General features: G+C 64.2%; 21 protein-coding genes. 15 read left to right on the forward strand and 6 right to left on the reverse strand.

The genetic code is table 11. The features are described from left to right. Window positions 1–6 precede the first annotated feature (6 nt). Window positions 7–966: a DUF808 domain-containing protein gene (locus WFP39_RS11135; RefSeq protein WP_336919672.1), complete on the forward strand. Its 960-nt coding sequence runs from the start codon at window positions 7–9 to the stop codon at window positions 964–966. On the opposite strand, the gene WFP39_RS11140 is transcribed toward WFP39_RS11135, so the two are convergent. Beyond that, window positions 911–1,276 (reverse strand): hypothetical protein, encoded by a 366-nt coding sequence (locus WFP39_RS11140; RefSeq protein WP_336919673.1) that lies wholly within the window; start codon window positions 1,274–1,276, stop codon window positions 911–913. The genes WFP39_RS11135 and WFP39_RS11140 overlap by 56 nt on opposite strands. A gap of 98 nt (window positions 1,277–1,374) precedes the next feature. Continuing rightward, the gene (locus WFP39_RS11145; protein WP_336919675.1) at window positions 1,375–2,799 is read right to left on the reverse strand and encodes a glutamate ligase domain-containing protein; all 1,425 of its coding nucleotides are present in this window, start codon (window positions 2,797–2,799) and stop codon (window positions 1,375–1,377) included. A 55-nt stretch (window positions 2,800–2,854) separates the two neighbouring features. On the opposite strand from WFP39_RS11145, the gene WFP39_RS11150 reads away from it, so the two are divergent. The 5 genes from WFP39_RS11150 to WFP39_RS11170 all read left to right on the forward strand — a co-directional run bounded on the left by WFP39_RS11150 (window position 2,855) and on the right by WFP39_RS11170 (window position 7,137). Further along, window positions 2,855–3,670 (forward strand): LD-carboxypeptidase, encoded by an 816-nt coding sequence (locus WFP39_RS11150; protein WP_336919676.1) that lies wholly within the window; start codon window positions 2,855–2,857, stop codon window positions 3,668–3,670. A 49-nt stretch (window positions 3,671–3,719) separates the two neighbouring features. Beyond that, complete coding sequence (gene fabD, locus WFP39_RS11155; RefSeq protein ID WP_336919677.1) at window positions 3,720–4,658, forward strand: ACP S-malonyltransferase; 939 nt, start codon at window positions 3,720–3,722, stop codon at window positions 4,656–4,658. Beyond that, window positions 4,658–5,410, forward strand: a complete 753-nt coding sequence (fabG, locus tag WFP39_RS11160) for a 3-oxoacyl-[acyl-carrier-protein] reductase (protein ID WP_336919701.1) — start codon at window positions 4,658–4,660, stop codon at window positions 5,408–5,410. Before fabD ends, fabG begins: the two co-directional genes overlap by 1 nt. A gap of 192 nt (window positions 5,411–5,602) precedes the next feature. Beyond that, window positions 5,603–6,736: a DNA polymerase III subunit beta gene (gene dnaN / locus WFP39_RS11165; RefSeq protein ID WP_336919679.1), complete on the forward strand. Its 1,134-nt coding sequence runs from the start codon at window positions 5,603–5,605 to the stop codon at window positions 6,734–6,736. 41 nt (window positions 6,737–6,777) lie between these two features. Then, window positions 6,778–7,137, forward strand: a complete 360-nt coding sequence (locus WFP39_RS11170) for a hypothetical protein (RefSeq protein ID WP_336919680.1) — start codon at window positions 6,778–6,780, stop codon at window positions 7,135–7,137. On the opposite strand, the gene WFP39_RS11175 is transcribed toward WFP39_RS11170, so the two are convergent. After that, window positions 7,134–8,453 (reverse strand): FAD-dependent oxidoreductase, encoded by a 1,320-nt coding sequence (locus WFP39_RS11175; RefSeq protein WP_336919702.1) that lies wholly within the window; start codon window positions 8,451–8,453, stop codon window positions 7,134–7,136. The two genes, WFP39_RS11170 and WFP39_RS11175, sit on opposite strands and share 4 nt — an antisense overlap. Before the next feature lie 154 nt (window positions 8,454–8,607). Between WFP39_RS11175 and WFP39_RS11180 the strand changes: the two genes are divergently transcribed. Both WFP39_RS11180 and lepA read left to right on the forward strand, forming a co-directional pair. Further along, window positions 8,608–11,415 (forward strand): EAL domain-containing protein, encoded by a 2,808-nt coding sequence (locus WFP39_RS11180; protein WP_336919682.1) that lies wholly within the window; start codon window positions 8,608–8,610, stop codon window positions 11,413–11,415. An 87-nt stretch (window positions 11,416–11,502) separates the two neighbouring features. After that, entirely contained in the window at window positions 11,503–13,323 is a 1,821-nt protein-coding gene (gene lepA, locus WFP39_RS11185; RefSeq protein ID WP_336919683.1) for a translation elongation factor 4, read from the forward strand. A 15-nt stretch (window positions 13,324–13,338) separates the two neighbouring features. Here lepA and WFP39_RS11190 read toward each other — a convergent pair whose 3' ends face one another. Further along, window positions 13,339–13,530, reverse strand: a complete 192-nt coding sequence (locus WFP39_RS11190) for a Flp family type IVb pilin (protein WP_336919684.1) — start codon at window positions 13,528–13,530, stop codon at window positions 13,339–13,341. Window positions 13,531–13,628: 98 nt separating this feature from the next. Continuing rightward, entirely contained in the window at window positions 13,629–14,687 is a 1,059-nt protein-coding gene (locus tag WFP39_RS11195) for a methyltransferase (protein ID WP_336919685.1), read from the reverse strand. A 139-nt stretch (window positions 14,688–14,826) separates the two neighbouring features. Here WFP39_RS11195 and WFP39_RS11200 point away from each other — a divergent pair, with 139 nt between their 5' ends. The 7 genes from WFP39_RS11200 to WFP39_RS11230 all read left to right on the forward strand — a co-directional run bounded on the left by WFP39_RS11200 (window position 14,827) and on the right by WFP39_RS11230 (window position 23,584). Next, entirely contained in the window at window positions 14,827–15,738 is a 912-nt protein-coding gene (locus WFP39_RS11200) for a CmcJ/NvfI family oxidoreductase (protein ID WP_336919686.1), read from the forward strand. Window positions 15,739–15,827: 89 nt separating this feature from the next. Further along, on the forward strand, window positions 15,828–16,664 hold the full coding sequence (locus WFP39_RS11205; RefSeq protein ID WP_336919687.1) for an outer membrane protein assembly factor BamD: 837 nt from the start codon (window positions 15,828–15,830) through the stop codon (window positions 16,662–16,664). A gap of 66 nt (window positions 16,665–16,730) precedes the next feature. After that, window positions 16,731–18,395, forward strand: a complete 1,665-nt coding sequence (gene recN / locus WFP39_RS11210; protein WP_336919688.1) for a DNA repair protein RecN — start codon at window positions 16,731–16,733, stop codon at window positions 18,393–18,395. 10 nt (window positions 18,396–18,405) lie between these two features. Then, entirely contained in the window at window positions 18,406–18,903 is a 498-nt protein-coding gene (locus WFP39_RS11215) for a hypothetical protein (protein ID WP_336919689.1), read from the forward strand. After that, window positions 18,903–20,960 (forward strand): NAD-dependent DNA ligase LigA, encoded by a 2,058-nt coding sequence (gene ligA / locus WFP39_RS11220; RefSeq protein WP_336919690.1) that lies wholly within the window; start codon window positions 18,903–18,905, stop codon window positions 20,958–20,960. The genes WFP39_RS11215 and ligA overlap by 1 nt, the downstream gene beginning before the upstream one ends. Before the next feature lie 45 nt (window positions 20,961–21,005). Next, window positions 21,006–21,386 carry a hypothetical protein gene (locus WFP39_RS11225; protein WP_336919691.1) on the forward strand — a complete coding sequence of 127 codons (381 nt, stop codon included), beginning with the start codon at window positions 21,006–21,008 and terminating at the stop codon, window positions 21,384–21,386. A 62-nt stretch (window positions 21,387–21,448) separates the two neighbouring features. Further along, window positions 21,449–23,584, forward strand: a complete 2,136-nt coding sequence (locus WFP39_RS11230; RefSeq protein ID WP_336919692.1) for a TonB-dependent receptor — start codon at window positions 21,449–21,451, stop codon at window positions 23,582–23,584. A 30-nt stretch (window positions 23,585–23,614) separates the two neighbouring features. Here WFP39_RS11230 and WFP39_RS11235 read toward each other — a convergent pair whose 3' ends face one another. Beyond that, window positions 23,615–23,953, reverse strand: coding sequence for a glucuronyl esterase domain-containing protein (locus tag WFP39_RS11235; RefSeq protein ID WP_336919693.1), 339 nt, complete (start codon window positions 23,951–23,953; stop codon window positions 23,615–23,617). Between the last annotated feature and the right edge of the window lie 93 nt (window positions 23,954–24,046).

Genomic DNA, 24,046 nt, shown 5'->3' on the forward strand with positions numbered 1-24,046 from the left:
TATTCGATGCCATCTGGCCTTGTCGCTCTGCTCGACGACATTTCGCTCATCGCGCGCGCAGCGGCAGCATCCGCCGACGATATCGGGCTCGCTGCAAGCAAGGCGGGGACGAAAGCGGCAGGCGTCGTGATCGACGATGCGGCCGTGACTCCATCCTATGTCACCGGCTTCACGCCAGACCGGGAATTGCCGATCGTGGCGAGCATCGCGCGCGGCAGCCTGTTCAACAAACTGGTGCTGCTGCTTCCCGGTGCGCTTCTGCTAAGTGAGTTTCTGCCACAGGCGATCATCCCGATCCTGATGCTGGGCGGGTGTTTCCTGGCCTATGAAGGCGCGGAAAAGGTGATCGAGAAGCTGGGCGGCGAAAAGCACGGGGCCACGTTGGACGATCCGATCGAGGATGTGGCCGCATTCGAGAAGGCGCGCATTTCGGGCGCAATCCGCACCGATCTGATCCTGTCGGCAGAAATCATGGCAATCACCCTGTCCGAAGTGGCGGCGGAAAACCTGGTGACGCGCGCCGGCGTGTTGGCGGTGGTGGGGGTTGTGATTACCGTGGTCGTCTATGGCGCAGTCGGCCTGCTGGTGAAGATGGACGATGCCGGGTTGCATCTGGTGCGCAAACCTTCGCAGCTTGCCCGGCGAACCGGGCGCCTGCTGCTTCTTGCCATGCCGCGTGTGCTCGTCACCCTGTCAGTGGTGGGCACGGTGGCGATGTTGTGGGTCGGCGGCGGAATCGTGCTGCACGGGATGGAGGAACTGGGTGGTTCGTCCGTTTGGGGCGCGCTGCCGCATCTGGTGCACGATATACAGCACAGCGCGGAAGCGGCGACGGGATCAATCGGGCCGGTGCTGGGCTGGATGACTTATGCGGGCTTGTCTGCGCTGTTCGGCCTGCTTCTGGGCGTGATCATTGCGCTGCTGTGGCATAAGGTTCTGAAGGTGGGCGCGCATCAGAGCCATTGATCGTGCGCGGGGCGAGCGCACTGCGCTGCCTTTCGCGTTCCTGCGCCAGCCAATCGCGTAGGTCGTTCCAGCAACGCCCGTCGCTCGCCTCCACGCGCCCGTCGGGGTGCTGCACGTACCACGGCTCGGCGTCGCAGGCCTGCGGATCGATCAGCAAGGGCACAAGGCTGCGTTCGGAAGTGACCTGCCAGCCCAGCACATTGGCGCGCACCAGATCCACCGTCTCGCCATCGAAATAGGCACTCAGCACGTAAGTGCCCGCCACCGCCGGGAGCATCCCCACGCCTGCGGGACGGTATGTCTTGGCCATCGGTTTTCCTGCCGCTTGATCGGATTGCCCTGCCAGATTGGTGGCGCGGGCCTGAAGACCGGGCGAAGGAGGAAGGTTAACGGCAAGGAAAGGTGATGTCAGGGCAAGCGGGCAAGGATGCGTCGTGCAAATTCGCTCAAGGTGTCGTCGCGCGCGCCCATCACCACGATCCGGTCGCCAGGTTGCGCGATCTGCACGATGCGGTTGCCGCAATCCTCGCGCGATGCGAGATATTCGGCCCGACCGCCCGCATCGCGTATCAGACCGATAATCCGCTCCGTCCCTTCGCTCCGGTCCACCGTGCCGCCGAAATAGACCGGGTCGCACATGATCGTCACATCGTCCGGCCCCAGCTCTGCGGCAAAAGTGCGCGCCAGTTCGTGCCCCATCTGGCGCAAGGGGCCGTAACCGTGCGGCTGGAAGAAGGCGATGACCCGGCCCGGCTGGCTTTTCAGCGTGCGCAAAGTGGCGCGGCATTTTTCCGGATTGTGGCCGAAATCGTCGATCACGGTAATGCCGCTGGCGCTGGTGCCGACAAGGTCGAACCGCCGCGCCAGCCCCTTGAATCCGGCCAGCGCAATCGCCGCATCATGCACATCGACCCCGGCGGCGACCGATCCGGCAATGGCCGCCAGCGCATTGGCCAGATTGTGGCGGCCCGGCATCGGCAGGCGCAGCGCGTGGGCGGTATCGGTGCGTCGGTCGACGAGAATGGCGCGGATGCTGCGCGCGTCCTCGGCAATCGTGCCCGGTTCGATCCCCAGATCGGCCTTGGGATGATCGATGGCGAAGGTGACGCGCTTTTTCGCGCGTTCGCCCAGATAGCGCGTATCCTCGTCATCCAGGTTGACAGCCGCCACGCCTGCGCGCGCCACGAAATCGCCGAACAGCCGGCGCAATTCCTCGATGCTCTTGTGGTCGAGACTGACATTGAGCAGCACCGCAACCGAGGGGTTGTAGAGGTCGATCGAGCCGTCGCTTTCATCCACTTCGGCAACGAAGGTTCCGTGGTAGCCTACCCGCGCGCTGGCGAAGGGTGTTTCGGGCGTGACGAAGTTCTTCATCACCGCGCCGTTCATGATCGTGGGATCGCGTTCGGCCTGATCCATGATCCAGCCGATCATGCCGGTCACCGTGCTCTTGCCGCTGGTGCCGCCGACCGCGATCGAATGGTGCGCGGCGTTGAACAGGCGGCTGAGCAGGTCGGCGCGGGTCATCCGCGGGCAGCCAAGCGCGCGGGCGCGGGCGACTTCGGGCACCGAGTCCTCTATCGCGGCGCTGGCAACCAGAACCTGATCGGCGGAGATGATGCCGCTGCCATCCTGCGGGTAAAGCGTTATGCCTTGCGCCTCCAGCCAGGCGAATTTTTCGGGTGTCCGCCCCTGATCGCGGCTGCGGTCCGATCCGGAAACCTGCGCCCCCATGCCGCGCGCGATCATGGCGAGCGGCAGCATCCCCGACCCTCCGATCCCGCAGAAGAAGAAGGGGTGAGCGAGCAGCGTCTCGTCAGGGATGGCAGTCATGCTTCCTGCCTATTGCGGCAGTGGCGCTTTGTGAAGCGGATGTTAGATGTGCAGCATGAAGAAGACGCGAATTGCCCTTGTCTGCCCCGGAAAGCCGCTTCTGCGCGAACGGGCAGACGCCGTGCTGGCGCTGGCGGCGCGGGAATATCCGCATCTGGAGCTGCTGTTTCATCCGCAATGTTTCCTTGAGTGCGGCCACTTTGCCGGGCCGGACGAGGTGCGGCTGGCGGCGTTTCTGGAGGTGGCGAACGATCCGGCGGTTGACGGCGTGTGGTTTGCGATGGGCGGCTACGGGTCCAACCGCATTGCGGGCGAGGCCATTGCGGGCCTGCGCGAGGCGGCTGGCGGCAAGACCTATCTCGGCTATTCCGATTGCGGCACGCTGCTGGGCGCGCTGTATCGCAACGGCATCGGCCGCCCGGTGCACGGGCCATTGGCGGGCGATATCCGCCGCGACGGGGGAGAGGACGCGGTGCGCCGCGTGCTCGACTGGTTTTCCGGCAACCGGCAGGGGATCGAGGGCGGCCTCGACCATCGCCCGGCGGTGGCGTTCAACCTGATGACGCTGGCCATGCTGGTGGGCACCGAGTTCATGCCTGACCTTGCCGACCACGTGGTGTTGGTGGAGGAGGTATCCGAGCATCTTTATGCCGTGGACCGCCTGTTTTTCCATGTGACGCAGCATCTGCGCGGAATCGCCGGGCTGCGGCTGGGGCGCGTATCCGATGTGCCGGAAAATGATCGCCCCTTTGGCGCGGACGAGGAGGAAATTGCGCGTTTCTGGTGCCAGCGCATGTCCATTCCCTATCTGGGCCGCGCGGATATCGGCCACGACGCTGCCAACAGGATTGTCCCCTTCGGTCTTGCCTGAACGCGCGCATCGCCATAGGCGCGGGGCCATTGATGGAGGAGGAGGCCAGATGATCGCTTTCGTGTTTCCGGGGCAGGGCAGCCAGAAGGTCGGGATGGGCGTGGAGCTTGCCGCCGCCAGTGCGCACGCCCGCGAAGTGTTTCAGGAAGTGGACGATGCGCTGGGCCAGAAGCTGTCCGCGATCATGGCCGAAGGGCCGGAAGATGCGCTGACGCTGACCGAAAACGCGCAGCCCGCGATCATGGCGCATTCGCTGGCGATCGTGCGCGTGCTGGAGAGGGAGTTTGGCGTTTCGCTGACGCAAAAGGGTGAAGCGGTCGCCGGGCACAGCCTGGGCGAATATTCGGCGCTGGCGGCGGTGGGCGGATTCAGCCTTGCCGATTGCGCGCGGTTGCTGAAAATTCGCGGACAGGCGATGCAGGCGGCGGTGCCGGTGGGCGTGGGCGGAATGTGCGCGCTGCTGGGTGCGGATATCGATACCGCGCAGAAGCTGGCCGATGCGGCGGCCGAAGGCGACGTGTGCGAAGTCGCCAATGATAACGATCCGGGGCAGGTCGTGCTTTCCGGCCATATCGGCGCGATTGAGCGGGCGGTGGCCATGGTCAAGGATTTCGGCATCAAGCGCGGGGTGATCCTGCCGGTGTCCGCGCCGTTCCATTGCAGCCTGATGCAGCCTGCCGCCGACGCCATGGCAGAGGCGCTGTCCGCTTGCCCGGTGCAGCCGCTGCGTCTCCCGGTCTATGCCAATGTCACCGCTGCGGTGGTGACCGATCCGGCCGCAGAGCAGGACTTGCTGGTGCAGCAGGTGACCGGCCGCGTGCGCTGGCGCGAAAGCATGGCGGCGATGGGCGATGCGGGCATTACCCGTTTCGTTGAATTGGGCGGCAAGGTGGTGGGGCCAATGATCCGCAAGATCGTGCCCGACAGCACGCAGGACAGCCTAGTGACCATGGCCGATATCGAGGCCCTGGCGAAGGAGATTGGATGATGTTCGACCTGACCGGAATGAATGCCCTTGTCACCGGCGCGGCTGGCGGGATTGGTTCGGCGATTGCCCGCGCGCTGGCGGCGCAGGGCGCGCGGCTGGCACTGTCGGGTTCCAACGCGGCCAAGCTGCGCGCCTTTCGTGAGGAGCTGATCGGGGATTTTGGCGGCGATCATGTCGAAATCACCTGCGATTTGTCCGACCCTGCGCAGGTGGAGGAACTGGTGCCCGCTGCGCTCGACACGCTGGGAGGGCTCGATATCCTCGTCAACAATGCCGGCATTACGCGCGATAACCTCGCCATGCGGATGAAGGACGAGGAATGGGACGCTGTGATCCGCGTCAACCTCGAAAGCACCTTCCGCCTGATGCGCGCAGTCACGCGCCCGATGATGAAGGCGCGTTTCGGTCGCATCATCACCATCACCAGCATTGTCGGTGCCACCGGCAATCCGGGCCAGATGAATTACTGCGCGGCCAAGGCAGGCATTACCGGCATGACCAAGAGCCTTGCGCAGGAAGTCGCCAGCCGCGGCATCACCGCCAATTGCGTGGCCCCCGGATTCATCCGCACCCCGATGACCGATGTGCTGCCCGATGCACAGAAGGACGCGCTCAACGCCCGAATCCCCATGGGGCGCATGGGCGAAGGCGCGGATATCGGCGCGGCTGTGGCCTTTCTGGCTTCGCGGGAGGCCAGCTACATCACCGGGCAGACGCTGCATGTAAACGGCGGCATGGCGATGCTGAGCTGAGCTTTTTGGGAGGGGGCAGGGATTATCCCTTCCTTTATCCCCAAGGAATCGCTGCCAGCGGACAGGTTTTGCCACTGAATCCTTGCCCATGGTGCCCCCCCGGTTAAGACTGCCACGGTAATTTCCGGCGCCTGCGGGCGATTCCGGCCCGTTCGTGTCGCGAATGGGCATCAAGAGGGGTTTGTAAACGCGATGAAGGCCACCATCGAACGCGCGAAGCTGCTGCGCTGCCTGTCCCATGTCCAGTCGGTCGTGGAACGGCGCAACACGATCCCGATCCTGTCGAATGTCCTGATCGAGGCTTCGGGCGACGGTCTGGTGAAGATCATGGCAACCGACCTGGATTTGCAAGTGGTGGAGAGCCTCACTGCCAACCGGGTGGACAGCGCGGGCGCGATCACCGTTTCGGCGCATCTGCTGTTTGATATTGCCCGCAAGCTGCCCGACGGCAGCGAGGTGAGCCTGGAAACGGCGGATAACCGCATGGTGGTGAAGGCCGGGCGCACCCGCTACCAATTGCCCACCTTGCCGCGCGACGATTTCCCGGTGATCGTGGAAGGCGACCTTCCGACCAGCTTCACGATCCCAGCCGCAACGCTGGCCGAACTGATCGATCGCACCAAATTTGCCATATCAACCGAGGAAACCCGCTATTATCTCAACGGCATTTTCCTCCATGTAGCCGAAGACGCGATGGGCGGCCCGGTTTTGAAGGCCGCCGCAACCGATGGGCACCGCCTTGCGCGGTTCACGATTGCCCGGCCCGACGGCGCCGAGGGGATGCCCGACGTGATTGTGCCTCGCAAGGCGGTGAATGAAATCCGCAAGTTGCTGGAGGAATGTCTCGACAGCGCGGTGCAAATCGACCTTTCGCCCTCGAAAATCCGCTTCACGCTGGGCGGGGCAGGCGGGGTGGTGCTGACATCCAAACTGATCGATGGCACATTCCCCGATTACAGCCGCGTGATCCCCACCGCGAATGACAAGCTGCTCAAGCTCGATCCCAAGAGCTTCTTTGCCGGCGTTGACCGCGTGGCCACCATCGCCACCGAAAAGACCCGCGCGGTGAAGATGGCGCTGGAAGCCGACAAGGTGACGCTTTCGGTCACCAGCCCGGACAACGGCAATGCGGCAGAAGAACTGGCCGCCGATTATCGCAGCGAGCCGATGGAGATCGGCTTCAACGCCGGATACCTCAAGGATATCCTGCAACAGATCGACAGCGACACGGTGGAACTGCATCTGGCCGATGCCGGCGCGCCCACGCTGATCCGCAAGGATGAAAAGAGCCCGGCGCTCTACGTCCTCATGCCAATGCGCGTCTGATGCGCCGCGCCCTTGCCCTTGCGGCTTTTGCACTGTCGCTCATGGCTGTTCCGGCTTCGCCTGAGGTCGCGCAGGCCCGCGAGCAGGAGCGCGTGACGATCACGGCCGAGGATGCGCGGCAATGCGCCATCTGGGCCTCATTCCTCAGCACCGAACTGGCTGACGATCAGGAGACTGCGCAGGCGCTGCTGTTTGCGGTCAACTATTTCGTCGGCGTCTACGAAGGCAAGACGGGACGCAGCATTGCCACTGGCGACAATATGGCGGCGGGCAACGCGTTGGCTGCGGACATGGAAGGCGTGACCCAGCGCTGCGCCGATCACATGACCGGCTATGGCGAACGAATGGTCGCGTGGGGGGCGGTGCTTGAACGATTGGGCACGCAAGGGGCCAACCGTTAGGTTCTGGCCCTGATCATCGCTTCCACATCGACGAACTTTTCGCGCGGGGCGCCTTCGCGTGCGGCCTTCTGCTCGGCTTCCTCGATCTTCTTCCAGTCGCGGAAGGTGACGATGTCGAGCGCGCGGCTTTTTGCAATGGCGTCAAAGCCTTCGCGGCCCTGCTTGCCGCCGTGTCCCAATTGGCCGGCGGCCATGTCCTCGGCGATCTTTTCTACTATGCCATAGCCATCGGGGCGGTTGGTTCCGATTGTACCCGAAGGCCCGCGCCGGGCCCAGCCCACACAATAGAGGCCGGGAAGGATGCGCCCTTCATCATTGGCAAAACGGCCCTCGCGTTCCTCGAACGGCACGCCGGGAATGGGCACGCTGCGGTATCCGATGCAGGAGATGACCAGATCGGCGGCCAGCGTGCCGCGCCGCCCGGTGGGCACGGCCTTGCCTTTGACCACCTCGGTCTCCTCGATCACGACGCCGGTGACGCGGCCATCCTTGCCCAACAGTTCAACCGGCTGCGCGCAGAACGCAAATTCGATGGCCACAGGCTTTTCGCCGCGGATATCTTCGGGGATGGCGGCAAACTGGCGCAGGACGGCCACGCTCTTGCGCAGGCCCGGCTCCAGAATGGCATCCTCCGCTTCGGGCGGCAGGTCGCCGCGCTGCACATGCGGGGCGGCGCGTTCCAGATGGCCAAGCTCGCCCAGTTCCTTGGGTGTCATCATGATCTGGTGCGGCCCGCGCCTGCCCAACAGCACGATCCGTTCAAAGCAAGAGGCACGCAAGGCGTCGAGCGCATGCGCCACGATATCGCTGCCGACAAACTCTGCCTCGGTCTTGGCCAGAATGCGCGCCACATCCAGCGCGACATTGCCCATGCCGATCACCACGGCAGTCCTGCCTGACAGGTCGGGATCGAGCGAAGCGAATTGCGGGTGGCCATTATACCAGCCGACAAAGGCCGCGCTGCCAAAAACGTTAACCAAATCTGAGCCGGGTATATCCAGCGGGCGGTCTTTAGGTGCGCCGGTGGCGAGCACCACCGCGTCATACAGGCTGCGCAGTTCCTCCACCGAAATGTCGCGGCCCACGGTCACATTGCCGACAAAGCGGACATTGTCGGTCAGCGCGACCTGTTCATACCGGCGCGCCACGCCCTTGATCGACTGGTGATCGGGCGCAACGCCGGTGCGGATGAGGCCATAAGGCACGGGCAGGCAATCGAAAATATCGATCCGCACATCCTCGCCGAATGCCTTTTGCGCGGCTTCGGCGGTGTAATATCCGGCCGGGCCCGAACCGATGATCGCGATGTGCCGCATAGCCATATGCCTGCTCTCTTTCCCGCCTGAGGGCGCCCGCCGATAGTAAAGCAGAACGTCTGCCGCTCAAGCCAAGATGCAGCGGCGCGGAAAGTCGTCGAAAAGCGGTCAGAAGTTAACCGATTTTCAAGCGCGCAGCGGGCATTGCATGGCCATGAGCGGGCCATCATCCCACCGACGCCAGGAAGGCGCGTTTTCGCGCGCCCCGGCTGGCGTGCCTGCGACGCGGGTTCCGGCCCAGACACCATCGCCCGGCGTGCAGGGCGTGCCGAAGGATCGCCGCAACGGGGCGCGCCGCCAGCCTGCCCCTGATCGCGCCTTTGCCCCGCTGGACGAGGTCGGCCCGGTGGAAACGCCCTCTGCCGGTTATGGCTGGGCCATGGTCATCGTCATGGGCGCATCGGTTGTGACCGCAACCCTGTTCACATGGAGCTGGCCCGGCGCGATGGGATCGGCGGCGCTGGTCGCCGCGCTGGGGCTGGTTGCGCTGTCGGTGCGGCTGCACACAATCTTGGGTCTTTCGGACAGTATGCGCAGCAAGGAATTGCTTGGACGCAGCGCGAGCTTTGCCCTTCCGCTGGTGCCGCTGTTCCTCTTCGGCATTGGTATGGGCGGCTTTGTCACCATCGCAGGACTGGCGTGGGAGATTGCGGTGTGCGCGCTGGCGACGACCGGCGCCCTGGCGGCCGTCTATCTGCGTCGCAAGCCCGCCTTGCTGATGGCGGGCCAGTGGCTGCTGTGGTTCGGCTTCAGCCTGTCCGACCTCTCGCCGGGGGTGTTGGCCGGTCTTGCGGCGGGCCTAGGCGTGGTGGCCTTTGCCGGGCGCGAGCAGGTCGCCATGCAGGAGCGCGAGGATCGACGCCGTGCCGCACAGGAACGGGCGCAGAACCGTGCGCGGGATATTCTCTCCGATTACGAGGAAGGCGGGCAGGGCTGGTTCTGGGAAACCGACCGCCGTGCGCAGATCACCTATGTGTCCGATGCCGTGGCGCGAATTCTGGGCACCAAGGCCGGCGACCTTATCGGCCGTCCGCTGGTCTCCTTGTTCAATCTCGCCAATTCGAATGAAGCGAGCGAGCGGACGCTGATGTTCCACCTTTCCACCCGTTCGGCGTTCAAGGAACTGGCGGTGCGCGCGGCGGTGGACGGGGACGAGCGTTGGTGGTCGATCAGCGGCCGCCCGATTTATGACAGCTTCAGCAATTTCATCGGCTTTCGCGGCGCGGGCACCGACCTTACGGAACGCAAGCGGAGCCAGGAGGAGGTGTCGCGCCTTGCCAATTTCGATTCGCTCACCGGGCTGGCCAACCGTTTCCGCATCTCGCTGGTGCTGGAAAAGATCCTCTCCTCGCCGCATGAAGCGAGCCGAGCTTGCGCTATTTTCTTGCTCGATCTCGACCGGTTCAAGCATGTGAACGACACGATGGGCCATCCGGCGGGCGATGCGCTGCTGAAGCAGGTGGCGCAGCGGCTGGAACGCACCATCGGCAAGCTGGGGCAGGTGGGACGCCTGGGCGGTGACGAGTTCAAGGTGGTCATCCCCGGCCGGCACGAAACACCGATGCTGGCCGATCTGGCGCGCGAGGTGATCAATGCGCTGTCTCAGCCTTACGCGATCGAAGGGCAACGGGTCATTATTGGCGCATCGATTGGCGTGGCGATTGCCCCGCAAGATGGCGAAAAGGCCGATGATCTGGTGCGCAATGCCGATCTGGCACTGTATGCGGCCAAGGATGGCGGGCGCGGGCGCTATCACTTCTATTCCAACGACCTGCACGCCGAGGCCGAAGCGCGGGCGCAGTTGGAGGAAGACCTGCGCGATGCCATCACCAAGGGCGACCTGGAACTGTTCTATCAGCCGGTCGTGTCGGTGGACAACGAACAGATCACCGGCCTTGAAGCGCTGCTGCGCTGGCAGCATCCGGTCAAGGGATGGATCCCGCCCGATCGCTTCATTGGCACGGCGGAGGATGCCGGATTGATTACCCAGCTGGGCGAATGGGCGCTGCGCACGGCGTGCATGGATCTAGCCGGGATGCCGCCGGAAGTGCGCGTGGCGGTGAATGTGTCGCCGCTGCAGTTTTCCAGTCCGCAACTGCCTGCCGTGGTCACGCAGGCGATTGCGCGCGCCGGTATCCGGCCTGACCAGCTGGAACTGGAAATCACCGAAAGCGTGTTCCTGTCGGATGACGAGGGCACCGACGCGATGTTCAAGGCGCTCAAGCGCATAGGCGTGCGGCTGGCGCTGGATGATTTTGGCACCGGCTATTCCTCGCTTGGCTATCTGAAGAAGGCGCCGTTCGACAAGATCAAGATCGACCAGAGCTTTGTGCGCGGTGCCACGCAGCCGGGCAGCCGCAACGGCGCGATCATCGCGTCCATCACCAGTCTCGCCAAGGCGCTGGGGATGGAAACCACTGCCGAAGGCGTCGAGACGATGGACGAGCTGGAACTGGTGCGTCGCCACGGATGCAGCCATGTGCAGGGCTATATCTACGAACGCCCGCTGACCAAGGAGGCGACACTCGCCCGACTGCAGCAAGGCTTGCAGGCCGAGGCGAAAGGGCCGCGATCCGCACGCGCGCCGCGCCAGACCATGCTGCGCAAAGTGGTGCTGGAGCATGGCAAGAACCGCTATGACGGCACCATCCGCAACATCTCCACGACCGGCGCGATGATCGAAGGGCTGTGGCATGTTCCCGTGGGCACAATCTTTCGTCTGCAGATTTCGCAGACATTCTTTGTCACCTGCACCGTTCGCTGGGCCAAGGACGACCGGATGGGCGTGGAATTTGCCAATCCGCTCCAGCGCGACGGTTCGGGTCAATTGCTGGCCATGCAGGGTGCTGCGCCCGTCCGGCAGGTCGCCGCACCAAACGCAGCGCCGCCTGCCGCCACGCCTTCGTCCCCTGGGCCTGATTATATCCCGCGCTATCCAGCGCAGGCGGGGCGTCGCAATTAGCGGCAACCGAGCGACTTAAGGGCACCCGTGGCTCTGGCCTTTGAACCCTGCTGACAGCGGGCACGATGCCCGCTAGAGGGCAGCCCCATGTCCACTGACCTTTCCCTGATCCGCAATTTCTCGATCATCGCGCATATCGACCACGGCAAGTCGACGCTGGCCGACCGGCTCATCCAGTTCACCGGCGGCCTGACCGACCGCGAGATGAGCGAGCAGGTGCTCGACAACATGGATATCGAGCGCGAACGCGGCATCACCATCAAGGCGCAGACCGTCCGCCTGAATTACACGGCCAAGGACGGCAAGACCTACGAGCTCAACCTCATGGACACGCCGGGCCATGTCGACTTCGCCTATGAAGTCAGCCGTAGCCTTGCCGCCTGCGAAGGCGCGCTGCTGGTGGTGGACGCAGCGCAAGGCGTCGAGGCCCAGACATTGGCTAATGTCTATCAGTCGATCGAGCATGACCACGAGATCGTGCCTGTCATCAACAAGATCGACCTGCCCGCCGCCGAGCCGGAAAAGGTGAAGGCCGAGATCGAGGATATTATCGGCCTCGATGCCTCCAACGCGGTGCTCACCAGTGCCAAATCGGGCATCGGGATCGAGGATGTGCTCGAAGCCGTGGTGGAACGCATCCCGCCGCCCAAGGGCGACCGCGAGGCGCCTTTGCGCGGGCTGCTGGTGGACAGCTGGTACGACCCCTATCTGGGCGTCGTCATCCTTGTGCGCGTGCTCGACGGCGTCATCAAGAGGGGCCTGCAAGTCAAGTTCATGCAGGGCGGGACCGAGCATCTGGTCGACCGCGTGGGTTGCTTCACGCCCAAGCGCACCGACCTTCCCGAAATCGGCCCCGGCGAAATCGGCTTCATCACCGCGCAGATCAAGGAGGTGGAGCAGGCCCGCGTGGGCGATACCATTACCACGGTGAAGAATGGCGCGACCGAGGCGCTGCCCGGCTACAAGGACGTGCAGCCGGTGGTCTTCTGCGGCCTGTTCCCGGTGGATGCGGCCGATTTTGAGAAGCTGCGCGAAAGCATCGCCAAGCTGAGGCTGAACGACGCCAGCTTCAGCTATGAAATGGAATCGAGCGCGGCGCTGGGCTTTGGGTTCCGCTGCGGCTTTCTGGGCCTGCTGCATCTGGAAATCATCCAGGAACGCCTCAGCCGCGAATATGATCTGGATCTGATTACCACGGCGCCTTCAGTGGTTTACCGCATCCAGCTATCCGCCAGCCGCACTGATGATGCGCGCGAAATCTATCTGCACAACCCGGCCGATTATCCCGATCCCAACCGGATTGAGGTGATCGAGGAGCCGTGGATCAAGGCGACGATCTATACGCCGGACGAGTATCTGGGCAGCATCCTCAAGCTGTGTCAGGACAGGCGCGGTATCCAGACCGATCTGACCTATGTGGGCGGGCGCGCGCAGGTGACTTACGAATTGCCGCTGAACGAAGTGGTGTTCGATTTCTACGACCGGCTGAAATCGATCAGCCGCGGCTATGCCAGTTTCGATTACGAACAGATTGGCCTGCGCGAAGGCGATCTGGTCAAGATGAATATCCTCGTCAACAACGAGCCGGTCGATGCACTCAGCATGATCGTGCATCGGGGCGTGGCCGAGGAGCGCGGGCGCGGCATGTGCGAGCGGCTCAAGGACCTGATCCCGCGCCACCTGTTCAAGATTCCGATTCAGGCGGCGATCGGGGGCAAGGTGATCGCGCGCGAGACGATTGCGGCGCTGCGCAAGGATGTGACCGCAAAGTGTTATGGCGGCGACATCACGCGCAAGAAGAAGCTGCTGGAAAAGCAGAAGAAGGGCAAGGCGCGGATGCGCGAATACGGCAATGTCAGCATCCCGCAGGAAGCTTTCATCGCCGCATTGCGCATGGGCGAGGAATAGGGGATCCGCGCCGGGCTAGTTTCCGGCGTTTTCCATGCTGCTTTCAATCTGGTTGAAATTGCTGTCGACCTGATTGCCCAGCGTCACAAAGGCCCCCACGGCAGCCACAGCCAGCAGCGCCGCAATAAGGGCATATTCCACGGCCGTGGCGCCGCCTTCATGTGCGTGAAGGCGGCCAGCCCGTGCGATCAGGCGGCGTATCATCATCGGCAAATCCCCAAGTCTTCTGGCGGGGTTTGTGCCATCCGATTGTTCCATCGCCGCTAGGGCGGGCCTAGGTATTGCCGCTTAAACCTGCTTGCTCGTCATGGCTTCACCGCGCTGACCAGCGAAAAATATCCGCCCCCGGTGCGTTCGGCCGTAACCTGCGTGAAGCCCGCGCTTTCCAGAATGTCGCGAAACTCGGCCAGCGAATATTGCTTGCCCAGCGTGCCGATCAGCATCAGCAGGCTGAAGGCTGCGGCGGGGAAGGGGCCGGTGCCCTCGTCATCCATCAGGATTTCGTTGAGGAAGATGCGCCCGCCGCTGGGCAGCGCCTCGAAGCTCTTGCGCGCCAGCAGGCGACAGGTTTCGTCCGACCAGTCGTGAAACACATTGGAGAAGAAGTGCCCGTCAGCCTCGCGCGGCCATTCCTGCGTGAACATGTTGACCCCGGCGGTGGTCACCTGCGCACCCATGCCCGCGCGTTCCACATAGGATTGCGCTTCGGCCGCCATTTCGGCCAGATCCATCAACACGACCTTTAGCGTTGGATTGGCGCGGGCAATCTCGATGCCGTAAACGCCCGATCCGCAGCCCACATCCATCAGGCATTTGAGGGTAGAGAACACGGGCTGGGTCGCCGCGCCCAGTGCCGGGGCCTGGCTGTGTGCATGCATGAAGGCGGCAATGCCCCGCGCGGCCTCTGCGCTCATCGTGCCGCGTTCCCATTCGGCGGGCCGGGCCACGAATTCGCCGTCGCTCTGTGCCGCCTCGCCGGGGCGACGGCCCGTCTTGAGCGATTCCAGCAATTGGCCTTGCAGATGCGTATTGCGGTCGATCTGGCGGCAGAAATAACCCCAATAGCCTTCGCCATCGGGATGCAGCCACCTGCGCGCCAGATGCGTTGCGCGCCACATCCCCAGCCGCTTTTCGGCAAGGCCCATCGCGCACAGCGCGGCCAGGTGCATGGCCAGCGCGCGCGCATCGACCCCCAGATGCGCGGCCAGATCCTCGCATGTGCGGGGGGCCTCGGCCAGCGCGGCAAAGGTGCCGACCTGGGCATTCACATTGACGATCGGCAGGCGGAACTGGCTCAGCCATATGTCCCAGATGGCGCAATCATCCGGCGTTGGCGGCAAGGCGTTGGTGTGTGCGGCGCTCATGCGCTCTCTCTCCATGTTACTCCCGGCTACAGGTGTAGCGGGCGCGCTTGCCTCATGCCAGTGGGGCGTGGCACAATTCTAACGAGCGATAGAGTCGCAATGGAAATGGCGGCCGCAGCCAAGCGTGGGAGAGTGAAGAATGGCAACGCAGGTCAGGCAGGATGTCGAGGAGAGCGCGCGGCAGGTGCGCGCCATGCTGCGCTATGTCGATGAAGGGGATTTCGTGACCCGGCGCTATGTCAGCCAGGGGCAGGAGATCAACACCGGCACCTATTCCGACCATGCCGTGATCGTGCGCGACGCCATGCCGATCCGCGATCATTTCACGCTCGACACGCATGGTTTCATGATCGCCAAAGTGCCCAGCAAGGTGCGCGATTTTCACGACAAGGCCAGCGTTGATGCCTTGTATGAGCGCGAGGTGGAGCAGGCGGTGCTGGCGCTGACGGGCGCAGACAAGTGCGTGGCGCGCGGATGGATGCTACGCACCAGTGCCGACCTGTCGCAGCGTGCCGCGCAGAAGGTTCAAAATTACCAGCACAATGGCGGCATCCAGCCCACGGCGGGCGAGGTGCATGTCGATATCAACGGCCCCACCGCGCGGCGCATGGCGGAGATGACCTATGCCAAGCATTTTCCCGATGGTCCGGGCTACAGACGTTTTTTGATCTCCAGCTTCTGGCGCACCTTCTCGCCCCCGCCGCAGGATGTGCCGCTGGCACTGTGCGACGGGCGCACCAGCTTTGGCGGGGAGGAGAAGTCGAACACGCTGTTCATCGTGGATGATTTCCCGGTGGGCGATGCACTGACCGCCCCGGTGGAGGGGGAGGACCAGAAGCTGGCCGCCACCATCTTCAGCTATCACCCCGGCCACCGCTGGTGGTATTTTCAGGGAATGGAGGCAGACGATGCCCTGCTGTTCAAGTTCCACGACAGCGACCATTCGGTGACATGGCGCTGTCCGCACACCGCCTTTCACGACACCAGCCTGAATGGCACCGGCAATATCCGCGAAAGCATCGAATGCCGCAGCGTCGCCTTCTGGGAATAGGCGCGGCGGCCAGCAAAGCGGTCGAAAAGCGCCGTTAGTCGGCCGACTTCACTTGGCGTTCACCTGTGTGCTGGCTATAGGCACAGGCCATGAAGATCGCGAAGAACTCTGTCGTGTCGCCCAAGGCGGCGTTGATTGGCCTTGTGGCTGCCTCTGTTCTGGCACTGCCCGGCTGCGCCTCGATGGGTGGGCGAGGGGGCGGGGCCACCGAAACCGCCTATGTCGCGCGCGACGTGGAAACGCTCTACAACGCGGCCAAGGAACGGCTCGACCGCGGCGATACCGCAATTGCCGCCGCCCTGTTTGACGAGGTGGAGCGGCAGCACCCCTATTCGCCCTGGGCTCGCCGCGCCCAGTTGATGAGCGCCTTTGCCTATTATTCGCGCAAGCAATACAATCAGGCGATCCAATCGGCCTCGCGCTTTCTGTCGATCCATCCCGGCAACCGCGATGCGCCCTATGCCTATTATCTCATCGCCATGTGCTATTATGAACAGATCAGCGATGTGGAACGCGATCAGGCGATCACGCTTCAGGCACAACGCGCATTGAATGAAGTCATTCGCCGTTATCCGGCCAGCCAGTATGCCTCTGACGCGCGGCTGAAGCTCGATCTGGTGAACGATCACCTCGCGGGCAAGGAAATGGAAATCGGCCGCGCCTACGAACGCGCAGGCCATTGGTTGGCGGCGCAATTGCGTTTCCGCCGCGTGATCGATTCGTACCAGACCACCAGCCACGCGCCCGAAGCGCTTTATCGCCTGACCGAAACCAGCCTGGCGCTGGGTATTCCCGAAGAAGCGCAGCGTTATGCCGCCGTTCTGGGGGCGAATTATCCCGGCAATGACTGGTATGCGCGCGCCTATGCGCTGATTGCGCGCCACGGCCCCGCCGTGGGCTTGCCGGCGGTTGCTGCTGCTCGCTGATCCACCGGGTTTGCTCTTGGGGTGATTGCGATTCGGCAGGGGGCACCGTAAGCCTGTGCGCCTGCCATGCTGACCTCTCTTGCGATCCGTAACATCGTGCTTATCGAAGCGCTGGACCTGTCCTTCGGGCCGGGCCTCGGCGTGCTGACGGGTGAGACGGGGGCAGGCAAATCCATCCTGCTCGACGCGCTGGGGCTGGTCTTGGGGAACCGGGCGGACAGCGCCTTGGTGCGGGCCGGGGCCGATGCGGCTGGCGTTGCTGCCACTTTTGAATTTGCCAATTTGCCCGATATGGTCGCCACCGCGCTGGCCGAGGCAGAAATTGTGCTGGAGCCGGGTGAGGCTCTGGTTATTCGCCGCAGCCTGAAGGCCGATGGCGGCAGCAAGGCCTTCATCAACGATCAACCCGTCGGCGTCGCGCTGCTGCGCGAGATTGCGCCCGCTCTGGTTGAACTGCACGGCCAGCACGATGATCGCGGCCTAGTGAACCCGCGCGGGCATCGCAGCCTGCTCGATCGCTATGCGGGGGGCGATGCGGCAGGGGTTGCAGCCGCCTACGCCAATTGGCGCGCGGCGCAAGATGCGCTGGATAAGGCGCGTGCGGTAATCGCCTCGGCCAAGGCGGAGCAGGATCTGCTGTTGGCGCATCTGGCCGAACTTACCGCCATCGCGCCAGAAGAAGGGGAGGAGCAGGACCTCGCGCTCGCCCGTGCCGATATGCAGAAGGGCGAAAAGCTTTCGGGCGAATTGGAGGATTTGCGCGGTTTCTGGGACGGGTCGGACAGCGCGCTGGCGCAATTACGCGTGGCGGCGCGCAAGCTCGACCGGATTGCCGACCAGCACCCTCTGCTCGCTGAAGCGCTCGCCGCGCTCGACCGGGCGGTGATCGAAGCGGGTGAGGCCGAGGTAAAGTTGGCTGCTGCGGCCGAGGCCATGCTGTTCGATCCTGCGGAACTCGACCGGATCGAAACGCGGCTGTTCGAACTGCGCGCTCTGGCCCGCAAGCATGGCTGCCATGTCGACGATCTGCCGCAGGTGATGCAGCGGATGCGCGCCGCGCTCGACGCAATCGAACATGGCGAGGCGGATATTGCCGACCTGACGCAGAAGGTGGCGCAGGCGCGCGCCACTTATGAAGAGCAGGCACGCCGTTTGCACGATCTGCGCGTGGCGGCCGCTAAACGTCTCGATGCGGCGGTTGCGGCAGAACTCGCCCCGCTGAAACTGGATGCGGCGCGGTTCCGCACCGAAATTACCTTGCTGGAGGAGGAGCGCTGGGGCGCGCATGGCATGGACGGGGTGGAGTTTCTCATCTCCACCAATCCCGGCGCGGATTTTGCTCCGCTGGGCAAGATTGCGAGCGGCGGGGAATTGTCACGCTTCATCCTCGCGCTGAAAGTGGCGCTGGCCGAACAGGGCGGGGCGGCCACCATCATCTTTGACGAAATTGACCGGGGCGTGGGCGGCGCGGTCGCCAGCGCGATTGGCGAGCGGCTGGCGCGGCTCGCAACAGGCGGGCAATTGCTGGCTGTCACGCACAGTCCGCAGGTCGCCGCGCGCGGCAACCGGCATTACCTGATTGCCAAATCGTCGGAAGGCACGGTTACGCGCACATCGGTTGCGCTGCTCGATGCAGGTGGCCGGCAGGAGGAGATTGCGCGGATGCTGTCGGGCGCGGAAATCACCGCCGAAGCGCGCGCGCAGGCGGATCGCTTGTTGGAAGGGGTGTGAGATGAAATGCGTGATCGTCGCTTCCGTGGCTCTCGCTCTTGCCGGTTGTACCAGCGCCGAACAGGACCCATCGGACAGCCCGCCCGCTCTACCCCCGCTCGATAGCGATATCGAGAAGCCGCAACTGGCGCTGGCCGATCACGTTCTTGGCACTTACTTCGCCAGCGATGTCGCCATGCGTCCCACCGTATGCATCGCTACCACCGATGGGCGCGAGGAGGTGGCCCTGGAACAGGGGTGGGAACGCGAATTGATGGCGCGCTATCCGGCGCTCGCTCCGTTCTCGCGCTGCGCGCTCCTCGACGGGGTTTGGCAGGATGCCGAAACGGGGGAGCCGGCGATGGTATTCTCCTTGCATACCTTTACCTGCGCCACCGCCAACAGTTGCAGCGGTTTCGGGCAATATATGTTCGGAGAAACCAGTTCCCCTGCCAGCCGATACAAGCTGGATTGGGGCGGGAAGCGCTGGAACTTCACCCGTGACGACCGGCTGCTGGGCGCGCAATAATGGACGGCATTTCCGAAGCCGAAGCCGCCAATGAATTGATGCGGCTAGCCAAGGCCATCGCGCATCACGACCGGCTGTATCATGCCGAGGATTCGCCGGAGATCAGCGACGCGGAATATGATGCGCTGGTGCGCCGCAATGCCGAGCTGGAAGCGGCCTTTCCGCATCTGGTGCGGCCCGACAGCCCATCGCAGAAGGTCGGGCACCAGATCGCCGCCTCACCGCTGTCCAAGGTGACCCATGCGGTTCGCATGATGAGCCTCGACAACGCCTTTACCGATGAGGAAGTGGCCGAATTCGTCGCGCGCGTGCGGCGGTTCCTTGCGATGCCTGACGATGTGCCCTTGGCGTTCACGGCGGAGGACAAGATTGACGGGCTGTCCTGCTCGCTGCGCTACGAGAAGGGTGTGCTGGTTCTGGCGGCCACGCGCGGCGACGGGCAGGTGGGCGAGGATGTGACTGCCAATGTGGCGCACATCGGCGATATTCCGCAGCAATTGCGCGGAAATGTGCCTGCCGTGTTTGAGATTCGTGGCGAAGTCTATATGGAAAAACAGGCTTTTGCCGCGCTCAATGCGGCCCAAGCCGAGGCTGGCGGCAAGATCTTCGCCAATCCGCGCAACGCGGCCGCCGGCAGCCTGCGGCAAAAGGATGCGCGTATAACCGCCCAGCGGCCCTTGCGCTTCCTGGCTCATGGTTGGGGCGCTGCCAGCGAGGTTCCCGGCACCACGCAGATGGAGGTGATGCGGGCGATCGCCGCCTGGGGTGTTCCGATTTCGCCTGATCTGGTGTTGTGCACCGGGGTGGAGGAGATGCTGGCGCAATACCGCCGCATCGGTGCCGGTCGCCCTTCGCTGCGCTATGACATTGATGGCGTTGTCTACAAGGTAGACCGGCTCGATCTGCAGGCGCGGCTGGGCTTTGTCGCCAAGGCGCCGCGCTGGGCCATTGCGCACAAGTTTCCGGCCGAGCGGGCCGAGACAGTGCTCGAACAGATCGACATTCAGGTAGGCCGCACGGGCAAGCTGACGCCGGTGGGGCGGCTGGCCCCCGTGCTGGTGGGCGGCGTCACCGTCACCAATGTCACGCTGCACAACCGCGACGAGATCGCCCGGCTAGGCGTGCGTCCGGGCGACCGGGTGGTGATCCAGCGCGCGGGCGATGTCATCCCGCAAGTGGTCGAGAACCTGACGCGCGACGAGCCGCGCACGCCCTATGTATTCCCCGATCATTGCCCTGATTGCGGCAGCGAGGCGGTGGCCGAGGAGGGCGAGGTCGATGTGCGTTGCACCGGCGGCCTGATCTGCCCGGCGCAGCGCACCGAACGGCTGAAGCATTTCGTCAGCCGCGCCGCGCTCGACATTGACGGGCTGGGCGAGAAAACCATCGACCAGTTCTTCGCGCTTGGCTGGCTGGAAAGCCCGGCCGACATCTTCCGCCTGCGCCGCCGCCGCGCGGAGATTCTGGCGCTGGATGGCTGGCAGGACAAGTCTGTGGACAATCTGTTGGCAAGTATCGAGGCGCGCCGCAGCCCCGATGCTGCGCGTCTGCTGTTTGGCCTTGGCATCCGCCATGTCGGCGCGGTGACAGCGCGCGATCTGCTGAAGCGGTTCCGCACGCTTCCTGCGCTGCGTCAGGCGGCGGAAGCCGCCCGTGCCGGCGATGCCGATGCGCTGGCCGAACTCACTTCGATTGACGGGATCGGTCCCGCCGTGGTCGCCGCGCTGGGCGATTTCTTTCACGAACCGCACAATGTGGCGGTGTGGGAGGATATCCTCTCGGAAGTCTCCCCTCCCGATTTCGTGGTGGAGACAAAGGCCAGCGCCGTATCGGGCAAGACCATTGTGTTCACCGGCAAGCTGGAGACGATGAGCCGCGACGAGGCGAAAGCGCAGGCCGAACGGCTGGGCGCCAAGGCGGCCGGTTCGGTCAGTGCCAAGACCGATCTGGTGGTGGCCGGGCCGGGTGCGGGCAGCAAGCTGAAGCAGGCCGCCGCGCTGGGGATCGAGGTGATCGACGAGGCGGCCTGGGCCAAGATTGTGGCCGATGCGGGCTGATTTGCCTTGGCAAGGCCGCAGTTTCGCGCCTATTCGCGCCGCGTGATGGCAACCTTGCGAACATCGCGGCACGGCGCCCTGTTCCTGCTGCTGATTGCGGCGGCGCTCGCGATGCGCGCGCTTCTGCCTGGCGGCACGATGATGGCGGCAGATAGCCACGGCGATCTGGTGATCACGCTGTGCAATTCCGATGCCATGCTCACCATCCCGATGAAGGACAAGGCCCCCGATCCTGCTGATCAGGACGAGGGCAAACCGTGCCCCTTCATCCACCTTGCGGACAATTCCATGCCGCCTGATCCGCCGACCCGCCCGGCATTGCCGCTGGTGGCCGAAGCGGTGTGGAACGCCACGCGTGTGCAGGCTCTGTCGCCTGTATCTGCGCCCGATCTGCCACCTGCCACGGGGCCGCCTGCCTTCGTCTGATGTCAACAGCCGGTCCGCTTCGTGCGGGTCTTGCTCCCATTCAGACAAATCAGGTTCCATCCATGTTCAATTACCGCACTTGCGCCGCTTCGGCTCTCGCCTTTGCCTTTGCTTTGCCTGCTCCGCTCCTCGCGCAGGATCATGCCCATGCCCTTGAACCATCGGGTGCACAGGAACCCGCGCGTGACCCAATCCTCACCGACGTGATCCTGGTCACCGCCGCCACGCGCGTAGAGGCGGTCGATACGGCTGAGCCGCCGCACCACATTCCGCTGCCGGCTGACACGGTCTCGCTTGCCGCCCGCGCGGCCGGAGGCGGGGCGGTGGGTAATGGCGCGTTGTCCGGCCAATTGTCCTATCGCGGCCTGTTTGGCGAGCGGGTGCTGGGCCGCGTGAATGGCCAGCGCTTCGTCACAGGCGGTCCCAATGCGATGGACCCGCCGATGCATTACGCGCCGTCCATTCTGGTAGAGGTGCTGGAAATCGCGCGCGGCGTCGCGCCGGTCAGCCAAGGGCCGAGCCTTGCCGGCGCGGTGAACGCACGGCTGGTGGAAACCGGCTTTGCCAGCGGCGATTCCGTCGAAGCGAGCGGCTATTTGGCCGGGCAATACCGCAGCGCCGATGACAGCGGCGCCGTGGGCGGTCGCGTGGGCCTTGCCACGAAGTATTGGCGCATCGGCGTGATTGCCAGCCGCGAGGAGGGCGACGATTACCGCTTTGCCGACAGCCGCATTGCCGGTGGCACGCTGTTCGAACGCAATCTCTACGGCGTCCATGCCGGTGCCAAGGTTGCGGGCGGCGAGTTGTTTGCCGAATACCGGCGCAACGAGACCGATCCGTCGGGCAATCCGCCCTTCGCGCTCGATATCGTCTATTTCGACACAGATTTTCTGCAAGGCGGTTGGCGCGGTGACTTGGCGCCGCAAGTGGCGCTGGAAATCAAGGCGGGCCATGTCGCGGTGCGCCATCTGATGGACAATGTGACACTCCGCCGTCCGATCCCCGCGCAGCAGCGTTCCACCTTTGCCTCGGCCGATACCTTCACCGCCGATGCGCGGCTGCGTTTCGGCACCGCCACGCGCCACATCGCCATTGGCGCGGATCTGGAAGAGGCGGATCGCTTTGTCCGCATCACCGACCCGACCAATGCGAACTTCTTCATCGATTCGCAGCCCGATGTCGAAGCGCAACGGATCGGCGGCTTTGTGGAGGCGCGGCTCGGATTTGGCGCGTTGGAAGGCGAGGCGGGTCTGCGGATAGACCGTACGACGCAGAACGCCGGCGTGCCCACGCTGGGCGCGGCAGTGCCGATGGGGCCGCGCGGCCTTGCCAACGCCTTCATCGCCAGCGCGCGCGAAGCGGCCGACACCACGCTGGATGCCGTAATGCGGTTGTGGATGCCGGGTGATGTGGCCACCCCGCGCCTGACGCTGGCGCGCAAGACACGCGTGCCTTCGGTGCTGGAGCGGTTCGCCTGGCTCCCCACAGAAGCGAGCTATGGTCTAGCGGATGGCAATATCTATGTGGGCAATCAGGCGCTGAAGCCTGAAATTGCCTGGATTGCCGAAGCGGGCGTGGACCTGGAAAGCGGCGGCTTCACCTTCCGGCCCACCGCCTTTTTCCGCCGGGTGGATGATTACATTCAGGGCACGCCGTTCGACGATACGCCGGGCGTCATCAACAGCCCGGTCGAAATGGTCTCGAACATGAATGGCGATGCCACGCCACTGATGTTCCGCAATGTGGATGCCGAGCTTTACGGCCTCGATGCGGATTTCAGCGCGGTTCTGGCCGGGCGGATCATGCTGGAAGGCACCGCCAGCTATGTCCGCGGCAAGCGGCGCGATGCGGCCGACAATCTCTACCGCGTGCCGCCTTTGTCGGCGCGGCTGGCGGCGATGTGGCACGGGGAAGGCTGGTTCGCCGGGGCGGAAGTGAACGCGTCGGCGGCGCAGGGCAAGGTTTCGGCCACCAATGGCGAGACGCGCAGCGGCGGCTATGCCGTGGTGAATCTGTTCGCCAGTTTGACGCTTGCGCCTGAAATTGTCCTGGATGCCGGGATCGAGAACCTGTTCGACCGCTTCTACCAGCCGCATCTGGCGGGGCTGAACCGCGTGGGAGCATCCGATGTGCCGGTGGGCCAAAGGCTGCCGGGTGCTGGGCGCGGCGTATGGGTGCGCACCAGCCTGCGCTTCTGAAAGGCTCGGTGGAGCGGTTTGCAGGGCGCTTTACTGCCCGGCGAACCGCTCCGCATGGTCGTAGAACTCGTCGTAAGCGGGCCATGGCACATGGCCTTCGCCGTGCTGATACCAGCCGAGCGGGAAGGGCATGTGCTCGCGGCTTTCGGCAACGGGCATGGGGGTGCGCGGCGTGGCGGCGCCGTAAATCTCCCATGCCGCCTGCGCCTCGGCAAAGGCGGCCCACATGCCCGCCGGATCGACCCAGCTTTCGCCGCGCTCGGCCAGACCGCTGGTGATAAAGAGCGGGCGCGGCGCGCGCAGAGCGATCAGCATATGCGCGTCCACCGGCAAATCGTGCACCGACAAGGGATCGCGTGCGTAATGCATGATGTGGGGCGTGAACTGACCTGCCCCCCGTTGCCTCCCTCGATGTAATGTAGAGTCTGCCCCACTCGAAGGAGCAGATGAATGAGGAAGAGC

The organism is Alteraurantiacibacter lauratis, from assembly GCF_037154155.1.
GTDB classification, from domain to species: domain Bacteria; phylum Pseudomonadota; class Alphaproteobacteria; order Sphingomonadales; family Sphingomonadaceae; genus Alteraurantiacibacter; species Alteraurantiacibacter lauratis.